We start from the raw sequence: 12,307 nt of genomic DNA on the forward strand, positions 1-12,307 counted from the left end.
AGCCAAGTGAGAACTCGTACCGATGTAACACCGACAACCGCATAACACACTTCGTCTTTGCTTGAACTTAACTATGTGGGGGCGATAGTTCTGTTGAGAAACGCCTCTCGCGGGCGATGTTCAATTTGTTACGAAGATAATTTTAGAACGGCGACGGCAAGGTTTGGCTTCGGGAGACGGGGAATGAGCTATAAGAAATTGGCGCTTAAAGCGCTCCTGGTGAACAGCGCAAACGACCGGCACGGCGAACTGGAGAACGAAACGGCCGCCATCGCTTGGCTCTTCACGCATCACGAAAGCGCCATGCGAAAGCTGGCAAAGGACCTGACAGAGACAGGCGAGATTTATGAACCACCGCTGGTTTGGCCGGACGGCATGAACTACATCGTCTTCGATGGCAACCGCCGTGTCACCTGCCTCAAGCTCATTTTGCAGCCGAAGCGCGCACCTAGCCTGGAGCTGCAAGCCTTCTTTAAGGGGTTGAAGGCGAACTGGAAAGGCGTCTTTCCGGACCGGCTAGACTGCCAGATTGAGACCGACCGCGAGCGGATCGACGAAATCCTCTTGAGGCGACACACCGGCACGCGGGGTGGAATCGGTCGCAACCCTTGGACAGACCGGATGACGGCCACATTCGTCGAGCGAACCGGCAAGGGCGGTGGCGTGAACGTCGCCGACGAGATCGAAAAGCGCCTGGAGTCTGCCGGTATGCTGCCGGGGAAAAAGATACCTTGGTCAACGGCCAACCGGCTTCTCTCCTCGGAAGGACTGCGCAACCGCGTCGGCATCAGCGTCAGCCGAAGCAAATTCCAGCTCACTCACCCTGAGCCTTTGGTGCTGCCCATCTTCCGGCGCATCGCCGAGGATCTGACGAACCGTACTGTTGTGCTGGGCGACCTGTGGGACAACGAAGGTAAGGTTGCCTACCTTGATCGTCTGGAGACCGAGGGGGTTCTGCCGTTGCCGCCGTTACCTTCCCCATCAGCGGCGGGGCAACTTAAGCGACGCACTGGTCATGACGATGTTTCAGGATTGGGTGCCGGGCAGGGGTCAAGCAGCGGCGCCACCCCTAGTCCTGGCGCTCCTGCCAGCACGGCACCGCTCGCCAAACTGATCAAGCGCACGAGCTTAATTCCCCAGGTGAACCACGCAGTAGTCTGGCAGGCTCACGTGCAGCGGCAGCGGCAAATTTGGGATGAACTCCAGTTCAAGCTGAAGCTCGACGATCATCCCAATGCTATCTCAGTGCTGTTCCGTGTGCTCTTCGAATTGTCAATCGACAACTACATCTCCCGTACAAACCTCGTAAGCGTCAGTGCTAACGACAGTCTGAAGAACAAAGTCAAGAAAGTTGGCCTCGACCTTGAAGCAAACCGGAGAATTGACGGTAAATATGCTGGCGTGATCCGAAAGCTGGAGAGCGCTGACGGCATCTTTTCCATCGACACGATGAATCGATACGTCCACTCACCAGACTTCGCACCTTCACCGAGCCATCTCACAGCATTGTGGGATCAGGTATCGCAGCTCGTCGTGATCTGCTTAAACGCGTGACCGACGGCGATGAGCTAATAGAACTAGGGCTGGCCTCAGCGACGCCAAATACACGGCTGGCTATTAGATCTTACCACAACTGTTGAAGTATGAATCGGGTCTGTGACAGTCAAGACACCCGCACAGCAGCCATGCCATCTTCTTCTCTGAGAATCGCCAATCGCTAGCGCCGAAAGATGTCGAACTGATGCGTCAGACAAAAAGGAAACGCCGCGTGCTGGATATGCTCGCTCAGAGCCAACCACCTGGAGTGGCTCTACTGAATGAGCTTTGCTGCCGTTATTTAGAGGCGGAGCCGCCTCGCGGAAGGTCGGGAAGAGCAGACCGGCGAAAGTCATTTAATAGGACCGTCTTGTCTGGTTACGTCGTGGAAGTCCACCATCTCGCTGACAAGCAGTTCATTTACGGAGAGCTCACTGCCGGAATTTTCGCGCGTTGGGCGATTTGGGAGCTGCTTGATCAGAAATATCTCTCTGCAATCCCGCGACCAGAAGAGATGATCGTTGCTGTTGGAAAAGACGCGTGCGCCGCTTTTTCAGTTCTTAAAGGCGGGCAACTGGCTGTCATCGGACCAGCGACATTCATGAAAGATATTGTCGTGCTCGGCAACCGAGAGCTAAATTTCTCAGATTTCTATAAGTTGTCCGAGATACCATGGGCGTTATGGTGTTTCGCCGAAGACGGTGTAACGAAGGATCCCCACTGCCCTGTTGTCAAACTATCGCCGCTTCCTTATCACATTGAAATTGCAGGGAAGTCCGAGGTATCCACTGCGAGAAAGCGCCTCCTTTACCGCTGAAACTGGCTAGCTTATCGTCCTTAGACTCCCGGACATTAATTGCCTTTTTTTGAAGGAGGCGATGCCGATGACGGCTATCGTGAGATTTAGAACAGCTGTAAGAATATCGACGAACTCCATATCCGCAGCTTACCGATAGATGTGAAACAGCACAAGGCACCCCGGCAAGTTTAGGCATAGCAGATAATCAAGGTTAGCAAACACATGACTTTAGTTGCAGGTTTAAGTATTGGGGGACTTCCTGCGTTCATGGGCGATTTACTCCTGTCCTGGGGAATGCCGTCCGAGGTTGATCTGCCAACCTTGCGTAGCCCGGGAGTATTTCCTGGAACGGATAGGGATTACGCCGCGGGACTCGCCCAAAAACTTATCATTGTCAGACCCTATCTATTAATCGCTTGGGCGGGGCTGAAACGCGAGGCGACCAGAATTATAGAAGAGCTGGATAAAGCCTTGCCTCGGACCAAACAGTTGGAGGAACATCCGGAAGCTCTTTTCGAGATTCTAAACTCATGCAGTGAAGGCACCGAGATAATTGCGTTAATTATTGCAGGCACGTCGATATTTCCATTTTGCGTTCGAACGCGTGGTTTCGAGATTGACGACAAAAGGGTATATCTGTTGGGATCAGGTGCGGGCGATTTTTTCAGCTTTCTTCAGGAATGCCCTGAGCTCGTTCCATCGCAAGAACAAGTAGATGGGCTGCTGGCCCGAACCACTATGCTCCGTTTTGCTGCGAGGGCAATGGCATTTCAGGTCATTGGCAAAGGATTGGAAAATTCATGGGGCGGAGGATTTGAAGTTGCTTATCCAACATCCAATGGCTTTCAAAAGATTGATCGGCTCATGTTTCGAGCATGGAAATTATATCACGACGGTACGTATGAGTATTCGGGCCACTCGTTTTTCTCGCGATATGTCGGTCAAGATCTTCTTTTGAGCCGCTTTAACCCAGAGGAGAAGACTTATGTGGTCAAGTCTCCTCTGAGCGAATTGTCAATGCCGGAGGGCCATGAGAAAATCTGGCCAGAATGGACATTCGAGCTTTTTATCTTGTCTACAGGACAACTTGTCGAGGCCGCGCGATACCATCCTCCCGATCGCCCTGTAGGTGATTTCGTCGAATACTTTGATGGTGTCCTTGTTGGTTGGAGTTGGGACAAGGCACACGTTGACGAAGTTGCGCGACAAGCTGCTGCATTCGTTGCGGAGGGGAGCGCGTTCAAGCGACTTAATTATTAAAGTGCGTCGCTCTAAATGGGTATGCCGGTCAAATTGTAACATTTTCAAAGAATGAGCCATACCAGACACGTCCCCGGCGCGAATTTAGGCGCGGGCCTCCTAGACTCCACTATGAATCAGAACGCAACCGATACTGATTTTTGCACGTTATTACCTCGACAACTCTCTTTTGGCGTGAACTCAAGCGAACACCTTCTTTTCTGGCCAACACGTTGCCAAAGGCGATAGTCTATTGCCGGGCCCAGATTGGTTACTTATCCAAACAATGTGTATATCCGCTTTAGGCGCCGAACTTTAAACCGGCAAAACTTGAATGTTTGCATTATGTGGCTCGAAATTATTCGAGCGTCGCCATCAAGTAAGAATTAATGATCGCGCCAGCCGCTATAGCGAGGTGTTCAAGAGTGGGGGAAATTGATGCGGAACGAATTGCTGAGGATTGCGGCAGAGTTCACAGCTGAAGCGGCAAAAAATATCGCCGATAACACTTTGGCAGCCTTCATTCGTCATGACGCCCCCTCTGCCGTCAATAGGGTCGTCGACAGCCTGTTCGGATTCGGATTTAAGGTTGTAGGCAGCCCAGGTCAGGGAAATTGGGCTCGTATACCATGGATTGCGGTGTTCAATCCGGCGATTACGACAACCGCAACGCGCGGCTATTACGCAGTTTATCTTTTCTCTGCCGATATGGCCCGACTCTACCTAACCCTCAACCAGGGCACGACCGCCATCGAGCAAGAGTTTAAATCTCGTTATCTTCCGGAACTGGAACGCCGTGCGCAGCTCGGCAACGCGCGTCTCGGCAAGTTGCCATCTGGGATGAGCAAAACGGCAATCGATCTCGCCAGCAGTGGCACCTTACCGGATGGTTATGAGGCAGGCCACGTTTGCGGTTACAGCTATGACCTCACCAATCTTCCGTCTGAAGCCGTTCTCGCTCAACATCTAGGGGAAGTCTTGGGCATCTACCTAAAGCTCGATACCTTAGGCGGCCTAACCGACCTTCCGACCGCTGATGATGACGATGCCATTGAAGGCGACAGCGTTGATGAGCGCCGGAGATATCGCCAGCATCGAAGCATCGAACGCAATCCATCAACCAGCCGGAAGGTAAAGAAAGCTCTGGGCTATGTCTGCCAAGGCTGCAGTTTTGATTTCGAGAAGGTGTATGGGGAAATCGGGCATCAGTATATCGAAGCGCATCACTTAATCCAACTCGGCAATCTGCCACCGAACACAGTGGTACCTATGAATGTCAAAACGGATTTCGCAGTGTTATGTGCGAACTGCCATCGAATGATGCACCGGAAGAATGGGCCGGCGACGTTGGCGGACCTTAAGGCTGTTCACAAGCTTCCTGCACTAATAGAACTGTTCAACGGCAAATAGGCCATGTGTTCACTCGGCTCGCCTAACGAAAACCCAGATGATTCGGTTTCTGAACAGCGTCTCTCCGATAGATATGCCCCACGGTAGACCTTCTGCTTTCGGCCCCCAAAAGCGGTCACTCTTCCAACACGACCGCTATGTCTTCTACCGGCGGCGAATAGTCATCGCTTTCCCAAGGCGTCTAGAAAAGACAAACCTCACAAAACATACATTTTCTTAGATTTCGGCTTTCGACCCCTCTAACCTGCTGCGCTTGCAGAGCAATTTCCCTCCGGAAACAAACGCTCGCCCTCTTGGTTCATCAGTAACATAACGAACGGCACGGAAACGCTGTCTTTTGTGGGGTTCAGATGAAGCAAGCGCGGGTATTGACCGACGCGGAGTTCAAACGGCTGCTGGCCGTGGTCGCGCAGATGAAGCATGCTGGACGCAATCGGCTGGCGCTGATGCTGTCGCATCTCGCGGGCCTGCGCGTCGGTGAGATCGCCGCGTTGACCCAGTGCGATGTGTTCGAGAGCGACGGCAAGGTGCGGGAGCAATTGCGGCTCAGCGCGGAAATCACCAAGGGCGGTCATGCGCGCGTGGTATTCCTGAACGACAAGCTGCGCCGGGAGATCGAACGATATGCCGCCGAACACCTTGTCGACCGTGCATCGGACGCACCGCTACTGCTGACACAGAAGCGAACAGCCTTTTCCGCGAACACGCTCTGCCAGTTGATGGGCCAGCTTTATCGTGGTGCCGGGCTCGACGGTGCGACCTCGCATAGTGGCCGACGCTGGTTCATCACGCGACTTGCGCATTCTGGCGTCAGTCCGAAGGTCATCATGACGCTGGCCGGCCATCGGAACCTGACGACGACGCAACGCTATATCGATGTCCGCGACGAGATGATGAAGGCGGCCGTCGATCTGCTGTAACCCGTCGATCACGACCCTGCAGCTTCGGCAAGAGATCGTGTTACACGATCTCTTTACTGTTTGAGTTGTGTCTTTCTCCACGAATACTCGCGTAGGCTCGGCTTGGGGCATTCATCGAGGTCAACATGGCTCGCGCAGCAAGAACAACCAAAACACGCTCGCTTTCACCGCGAGCCGTTCATCCTGTTGTTGCTCGCCCCTTCATTCGGGCCGTCGAAGAGAACCGTGACAACTTTTTCAACGATATCAGAGCAGTCAGCGAACGCGATATCGAATGCCTCCTTGATAAGCTCGCGCCTATCTTTGAAGTGGCACGATCCAATCAAATGCTGTGGCAAGATTTGGTCGAGACCCGCGCAAAGCCTAAGCGCTCCTATGCATCCCGTTCCCGGCTCTTGACGCCGAAAGAGGGACCGATCGTACGGGGTCGTCAGGCAAACGATAGCGCCGGCTATGACAAACGCTCGCTCATCGAATACCAGATGCGCCGCCCCGAGTTCAACGGACCATCGCGGATCGATGCCATACGAGCCGACATCGATAGCATCTTGGCAACGGGTGAAAGCATTCGCGAACGCGAAATCAAGGCCGAACTGCACGAGCGCTTCGGCGTAGAGCTGTATCCTTCGTTCAGTCCTTCTCTGCTCAAGTTTTTCAAGGGACTGCAGCAGACCGAACGCTATGATTTCTTAGCAAGGATCGATGCGATTTCTTCCCACGATGCCAGCCGGCATCAAGCCGTGGCGGAAACGCTCACAGAAATCGCATCCTGGGTGCACAACCGTTCGTTCCGGACCTGCGAGCTTGTCTTCAATCTAGAGCGTCAATTGAACTCGCTTTCGGCAAAGGAATTGGCAGAAATGGCCACCCGGTATTGCGTTAGCCAGATGCCAGCATACCCGCAGCATGAGACATGGCTAACGCCGACATTGCTGATCGCCGTCGGCGTGGCTGCTGTCCAATCTTATTTGCCGAACCGTCTTAATAACTACATCGACCATTACGACGTCGATATCATCGTTCACAAGCTTGCAGCCTACGCTGCCGCTCAAAGGCTGCATACGCCGCTGAACGGTCGCCCGGATAGGGATCGCATGACGTCCCTCTATCCCCATTTCTTATAATATTTCGAAAAATGCCATACGGGCAGCTTCAACTCCCGGATCGGCGATCCTCCTGATCGTGACCTAACACGAACCAAGGAGGTTATTCATGTCACAAGCAGTAAACGTATCCGCAACTCTCATTGCTGACCTCAAATCCACGGCCGCCGCATTCGCTGAATTCGGCACACTGCAAGCTCGCGCCGACGCGGTGCTCTACAACGCTATCGCCTCTGTCGCCAAGGTTGCTGACAAGCACGAACGCAAGGACGTCATCGCTGCTGTTGCCGGCAAATTCACGATCCGCGAAGATACCCGGAAAGAAGCGATCATCATGAAACTCGCCTACGGGTGGGAAACAAAGACCAAGATCGCTCAGGTCAGCGCCTGGACGAAAGTCCTCAAGGTAGCGAAATCGGAAGGCATCGAACCCGATGGGCTGGTCGCGTGGATCGGGCGCTGCGGCGGCATCGAGGCCATCCGCAACGGCTGGTACAAGGAGACCGAAGAGGCGGCAAACGGGGCTCCGGCACTCGCTGAAAATTCGGCCGAGTCGGCGCAGCAGGATACGGCTTCGGTTGACGACGCCGTATCCGCAGAAGCGGTCGCCGTCGCACCGGCAACGGATGTGCCTGCTGCGCCTGCTCAGGACACACCTGCTCCGACCAGCGATGGCGAGACCGCCGAAAATGAGCGGAAGGTTCTTGCCGCCGTTGCGCAGTTTTCCGACGACGCGATTTCGGAGCTAGCCAAGCAGCAGCCGGTTTCTCCGCGTGCCCGTGCATTCCAGCTGCTCAACGGCCGCTACACGACACCTGCGACGATCCCGCAGTCCTTGTTGAACTTGGAGGCTGAGGCGAGCAACAGTGTCGCCTTCCCGCTCTTGCGGCAGAACGCCGCCGGCGATTGGGACGTGATTGCGGTGTGGACCGGCGGTCCAACTCATACCAACTCGCTCACCGCTCTCGGCGATTTCGTGCAACGGCTGGCCAAGGCGGAAAACGGCCAGGTTGAATTCTTCACGCTTTATGCCGAGGAAAAGGCGGATGCGGGCGAAGACGTCGCTGCCGTTGCTGATGCGGTCAGGAGCGAGAACGCCTCTGAGCAGCCCGATGAGGGAAAATACCGTTCCTTCATCGTTACGGATGCGGCGGACATTATTGCTGCTCGCACTAAAAGTCAGGTCGCCGAGCAATAAAAGCCGGCCGGCATCTCCGATGAGGTTCCCGCATCAGCGGGAGCCCCTTTCTCGCTGATAAAAAGGTAACTCACCATGTCTTTGCATCTTAAGCATGCGCCGGCAACACTTGCCGATTATTTGATCTGCGACGAGAAAATCGGCGCAGTGATCGGACGCTATCTGAACCGTACGTCCATGGACCCGCTGCTGCTGTACGGCCCGCCGGGAACCGGAAAAACGCAGCTTGCCCAGCTTCTCCCCCGAGCCGTCATCCCGAGCCTCGCGGAAACGCCTGCGGGGAAAGTCGAGCTGAATACGGGGGACACCCTCTTTCTGCGCAGCAACACGCTGTCCGGCAATCAGCTTCTCAAGCAGCTGGAAAGCTTTCTGAGCGTGACGAAACTAACCAATAATGAGGGAGCCAGCGTCATCATCATGGACGAAGTTGACACTCTCGGAGTGGCTTTCTTGAACGACCTGAAATCCACTCTGGATCATTACATGAGGGCGACGACCCCGTTGCTCGTCATCATGACTACGAACTACGTCGGAAAGATACCGCTAGCGCTCCAGAGCCGGTGCAACTGCGTTGAGATGGGATGCATCGCGCCGCAAAACCTTGTGCCGTTAGCCATGAAGGTTCTTATCGCGGAGGGGAAAACCTATACACCCGGTCAGGTCCATCGTGTGCTTTCGGCCGGTCTTACGACTTCACTCGACTTCCGCGAGATGTACAAGCGACTGGCACTACTCCTGTAGGCGCGACAAGAGATCGTGTAACACGATCTCTTGTCATGACACACGGTGGCGGCGATCGGTGATAGCGCGCCGCTCGATCTCGCTTGCGATCTGGTGCTGGAGTTCTAGCAGTGTCGGATCGGGCGCGGACTTGGACTGAGACCGCAGCTGTTCTAGTCGCCATTTGATCCCGCAAAGGGTGGCAAGGCCGGGCTCATGCCCGACGGCAATGAGGTGCGAATAATAGCGGTCGCTGCGGCCGAGCCAGATGCGCGAGAAATCGACCTGGGAATTCGTCAACCCTGCGGCTTTCATTGTGCCGTAAATATCTCTGATCATCGCGATTATCTCCTTGAAAAACTTATTTATCTCGATGTCGAACGGCATTGCGGCGGGCCTGCTTTATAAATAGTACATTGATTTATAAGGAGATTTTCATGTCAAAGGCTATGGATGAGTTGCGCGCCGCGCTGATGGTCAGGCGGCAGTTTCGCTGGGAAGAACGATGCCAACTGCGGTGGCTCTCACCGGGCAACGAAGAGCAACGCCAAACGGTCATGCACGCGCTCGGCTCGGACCATTCGTTGACGCCGCGCATGACCCGCTGCGGAGAAGTCAGCGAAACCAACAATGTGTTTTACTGCCAGATGCCGTTGTGCCCCCGTTGTTTCATGCGCGAGCGCGGCCGGCAGACACGTCAGGCCATCCGTGAGGTATTCGCCGGCGCCAACAACGAGGACTTGGCGTTCGTGACGATCCTGTTGCCGCCGTGCGAGGCGCTGAGCGATGCATCGGATCTGATCAAAAAGGAAAAGCGTCGGCTTACAAATTTCCTCGTACGCCAACGTAGCTTGGATGAGCGCTGGAATGATTTTCAGCTGTTCGGCTTTTGGGAAATGGGACGAACTACCCATGGAGATTTCCACAATGCCGGTCGCAAGACGAAGCTCGCGCTCAATCATCTGGGTTTCCCGATGGTCGGTGCTGATACCGATACCGTCTGGCTTCCCCACCTGCATGCGATCGTCGCGAGGGGACGGCTGTCAGATGCAGACATCGCCAAAGCTCTGCGCAACGACGGTCACAGCGCCCCTTATCAGGTCGATGTCCGCCGGTTTCACAGGTGTCGTTCGGTTGTAAAGAACCTGCAAAACGTCATTCGCTATTCACTGAAATTCCGCATCGAGAACGACACCGAACAACTGGACCCGCTCGATTTTATCGCATCTACCAAGGACGCGCCGCGAAGTCGAGACTGGTGGCCGGCGGAAGACATTAAGGCCTATGCGGAGTGGTTGCGCTTGCAGCGATCTGGCTTTCAGTCGCTTCGCTTTGTCTTGGGTCGTGGCGACAAAACCGGCCCGACTAATGTCTCCACCCAGCCGAATTGGCATGAGGTCGATGACTTTGCCGAAGGCTCGTTCGATCAGTCAGTGGTCTGTGAGGACGATGAGGTATTCGCAGAATATCGGAAAAAGGAAGAGGAGCAGAAGGCTCATGGGATTAATGATGTTGACTTTGATGTTCTTCGAAATGAAGAGCTTGGTGTCAGGTCCGTGGGTTCTTCCATGAGGTATTATTCTGTAAGGTATAATAATCCTTTACTAGATACTAACTGGACGGATGAGACCTACCAGAGGCGTTTCGGCGACTGTTCGGTGGCGAGCCGTACGGGCGAGAGAACCCGACTTCCGGCTTACGTGGGGAACATCGAGAGCTTGGCAGAACGCGTGCACCGTATCCGCGCCGATAGGTTTGCCGACAAGGCTTGATGTTGCTGGCGGCTCAGCTTGAGAACCGGTAATCCTCGTGGATTGTCCGACCGCGAAGCTGCTCAAGTGCAGGGCATTTCCGGCATTGATGATCGAAGATGCGCTGCACGGTTGCGGCTGGCTCAGGCAGTCGCAACCGCGGCACGCGCCCGGTGAGAGGCAAAACGGAAATCTCGTCTTCCCCTGCGATCCGGCCCGTCAGGGAGGCAGCTTCTATATAGGCGCCGATCGGTATGGTCGGCGCAAAGCTCTCATCCCGTATGAGCTTCATGCCGGTCTTGGCATCCAACCTCAGCAGGTCGGATATCCAAACCGGCTGGAACACTGGCCTCCCGTTGTCGAGATCATGCAGGACATCGACGGCATGGCCCATGCAGCGGCTGCGGCTGACGATGACGGTGGTCGGCCCCTTGGGATCGACAAGCTTCAGGACCGGGACGATATTGCGGCGGGCTTTAGCGTTTTCCTCAAACTGCCGCATGACGGCTTCGGGAAACAGTTCTGCCAGCCGTCCCGGCTCGTCCATCTCAAGGACGTTGAACTCCCGGCAGTCTTCCAGCGCAAACAGCATCAGCGCCCGCCAGGACAGTGCCGAGAAATAGGACCGTTCCTGTATGCGACCATCCGCTTCATAGCGTACCCAAAATGGCCTGCCGCCTTGGATGCGGTAGAGGGACCGGCCATTGACGTGCAGGTCGCTCATAAAAAGTAAGGCAAGGTCGATTTGGGTCTGGGATAATTGAGAAGTTTGCGTCTCGTCTTCGCTGTGTCGATGCATGCTGTTTCCGCTGGTTGCGGGCGCAGCAAAGTTCCATCGGGCGAAAAGGGCGAGCAAAGAGGCCGCGCGGTGAACGCAAAACCCAATCACCGGCCCGGCGTCATCCATATTGGGCAGGAATGAAGAAAGTGAAAAGGTGCTCCCACGCGCGCCGGACGCTGTCACAGGGGCGCATAGACATATCAAGGAACGTGGCGAAGGGCGAAAGCGCAGCTAGACAGCAGTCAGACCAGACGCGCGCCGTTGACGCTCCAATGGACCCGGAGGCAGAAAGCACGACCCCCATAAGATGATAATCCATCTTATGGGGGTCGTGCTTATCCGAGAGGAGAGAACACCGCTTACTTCGCCTTGCGCAGCAGCTTACCGCGTTCGGCCGCAGCCGCCGTCAGTTGCACATCAAGCTCACCGGTGCGGACGGCCTCAGCCAGCGTATCGATGATTGCCGGCAGTGCGGTAAGCTCGCCAACCTCGATGGCGTTCTTGTCCTTGGCGAAATCGATAGACCTGCCTGCATAGCGCAGGGCGAAGAACACCTCGCCCGCCGCATCCGCGAACCAGCCCTGACGAACGCGCTTAGCGGTTTCGACCTCGACGCGCTGGCCCTCGGCATTCTTGCGGCGAACGATATGCGTGGGTACGAATGCCTGACCGGCGATCTTCGCCTCGGCCATCTGCTTCTGCTCGATAAGGGCTGCGATCACCTTCTCCCGTGAACGCTGCACCGGATCGATGCTCGCGCGAACCGGAACTGCCTGAGCCAGCTTCAAACCCTTCAAATGAGACATGTCTTTGCCTTTCCCGAAACCGTTGATCGTAAATCCGGGAATAC

The 12,307-nt window shown here is 55.2% G+C and carries 12 protein-coding genes; 9 read left to right on the forward strand and 3 right to left on the reverse strand.

The window, feature by feature from the left end; genetic code table 11:
• Positions 1–183: 183 nt before the first annotated feature.
• From AC1DM5_RS09550 to AC1DM5_RS09585, 8 genes are all read left to right on the forward strand, one after another.
• On the forward strand, positions 184–1,554 hold the full coding sequence (locus tag AC1DM5_RS09550; protein WP_477974904.1) for a hypothetical protein: 1,371 nt from the start codon (positions 184–186) through the stop codon (positions 1,552–1,554).
• 214 nt (positions 1,555–1,768) lie between these two features.
• Positions 1,769–2,353, forward strand: a complete 585-nt coding sequence (locus tag AC1DM5_RS09555) for a hypothetical protein (RefSeq protein WP_477974906.1) — start codon at positions 1,769–1,771, stop codon at positions 2,351–2,353.
• A 204-nt stretch (positions 2,354–2,557) separates the two neighbouring features.
• Entirely contained in the window at positions 2,558–3,595 is a 1,038-nt protein-coding gene (locus AC1DM5_RS09560) for a hypothetical protein (protein ID WP_477974908.1), read from the forward strand.
• A gap of 417 nt (positions 3,596–4,012) precedes the next feature.
• Entirely contained in the window at positions 4,013–4,984 is a 972-nt protein-coding gene (locus AC1DM5_RS09565; protein WP_477974910.1) for an MrcB family domain-containing protein, read from the forward strand.
• A gap of 350 nt (positions 4,985–5,334) precedes the next feature.
• Positions 5,335–5,904: a tyrosine-type recombinase/integrase gene (locus tag AC1DM5_RS09570; protein WP_477974912.1), complete on the forward strand. Its 570-nt coding sequence runs from the start codon at positions 5,335–5,337 to the stop codon at positions 5,902–5,904.
• A 125-nt stretch (positions 5,905–6,029) separates the two neighbouring features.
• Positions 6,030–7,028, forward strand: a complete 999-nt coding sequence (locus tag AC1DM5_RS09575; protein WP_477974914.1) for a hypothetical protein — start codon at positions 6,030–6,032, stop codon at positions 7,026–7,028.
• A gap of 88 nt (positions 7,029–7,116) precedes the next feature.
• On the forward strand, positions 7,117–8,205 hold the full coding sequence (locus tag AC1DM5_RS09580) for a hypothetical protein (protein WP_477974916.1): 1,089 nt from the start codon (positions 7,117–7,119) through the stop codon (positions 8,203–8,205).
• Between the two features lie 75 nt (positions 8,206–8,280).
• Positions 8,281–8,946, forward strand: a complete 666-nt coding sequence (locus tag AC1DM5_RS09585) for an ATP-binding protein (RefSeq protein WP_477974918.1) — start codon at positions 8,281–8,283, stop codon at positions 8,944–8,946.
• A gap of 33 nt (positions 8,947–8,979) precedes the next feature.
• On the opposite strand, the gene AC1DM5_RS09590 is transcribed toward AC1DM5_RS09585, so the two are convergent.
• Positions 8,980–9,312, reverse strand: coding sequence for a DUF6626 family protein (locus AC1DM5_RS09590; protein WP_477974920.1), 333 nt, complete (start codon positions 9,310–9,312; stop codon positions 8,980–8,982).
• A 50-nt stretch (positions 9,313–9,362) separates the two neighbouring features.
• Here AC1DM5_RS09590 and AC1DM5_RS09595 point away from each other — a divergent pair, with 50 nt between their 5' ends.
• Positions 9,363–10,697 carry a hypothetical protein gene (locus AC1DM5_RS09595; RefSeq protein WP_477974922.1) on the forward strand — a complete coding sequence of 445 codons (1,335 nt, stop codon included), beginning with the start codon at positions 9,363–9,365 and terminating at the stop codon, positions 10,695–10,697.
• 13 nt (positions 10,698–10,710) lie between these two features.
• Here the strand turns inward: AC1DM5_RS09595 and AC1DM5_RS09600 are convergent, their stop codons facing one another.
• Both AC1DM5_RS09600 and AC1DM5_RS09605 read right to left on the reverse strand, forming a co-directional pair.
• Positions 10,711–11,640 (reverse strand): DUF2958 domain-containing protein, encoded by a 930-nt coding sequence (locus AC1DM5_RS09600; protein WP_477974924.1) that lies wholly within the window; start codon positions 11,638–11,640, stop codon positions 10,711–10,713.
• A 176-nt stretch (positions 11,641–11,816) separates the two neighbouring features.
• Entirely contained in the window at positions 11,817–12,263 is a 447-nt protein-coding gene (locus tag AC1DM5_RS09605; protein ID WP_477974926.1) for a DUF6641 family protein, read from the reverse strand.
• Positions 12,264–12,307: the final 44 nt, after the last annotated feature.

The organism is Rhizobium sp. 01T437, assembly GCF_056398505.1.

Excerpts from the sequence above, each read along its gene's own strand:
- AC1DM5_RS09550 (WP_477974904.1), top strand. The coding sequence starts at position 184 with ATGAGCTATAAGAAATTGGCGCTTAAAGCGCTCCTGGTGAACAGCGCA.
- AC1DM5_RS09560 (WP_477974908.1), top strand. The coding sequence starts at position 2,558 with ATGACTTTAGTTGCAGGTTTAAGTATTGGGGGACTTCCTGCGTTCATG.
- AC1DM5_RS09565 (WP_477974910.1), top strand. The coding sequence starts at position 4,013 with ATGCGGAACGAATTGCTGAGGATTGCGGCAGAGTTCACAGCTGAAGCG.
- AC1DM5_RS09570 (WP_477974912.1), top strand. The coding sequence starts at position 5,335 with ATGAAGCAAGCGCGGGTATTGACCGACGCGGAGTTCAAACGGCTGCTG.
- AC1DM5_RS09575 (WP_477974914.1), top strand. The coding sequence starts at position 6,030 with ATGGCTCGCGCAGCAAGAACAACCAAAACACGCTCGCTTTCACCGCGA.
- AC1DM5_RS09580 (WP_477974916.1), top strand. The coding sequence starts at position 7,117 with ATGTCACAAGCAGTAAACGTATCCGCAACTCTCATTGCTGACCTCAAA.
- AC1DM5_RS09585 (WP_477974918.1), top strand. The coding sequence starts at position 8,281 with ATGTCTTTGCATCTTAAGCATGCGCCGGCAACACTTGCCGATTATTTG.
- AC1DM5_RS09590 (WP_477974920.1), bottom strand. The coding sequence starts at position 9,312 with ATGCCGTTCGACATCGAGATAAATAAGTTTTTCAAGGAGATAATCGCG.
- AC1DM5_RS09595 (WP_477974922.1), top strand. The coding sequence starts at position 9,363 with ATGTCAAAGGCTATGGATGAGTTGCGCGCCGCGCTGATGGTCAGGCGG.
- AC1DM5_RS09605 (WP_477974926.1), bottom strand. The coding sequence starts at position 12,263 with ATGTCTCATTTGAAGGGTTTGAAGCTGGCTCAGGCAGTTCCGGTTCGC.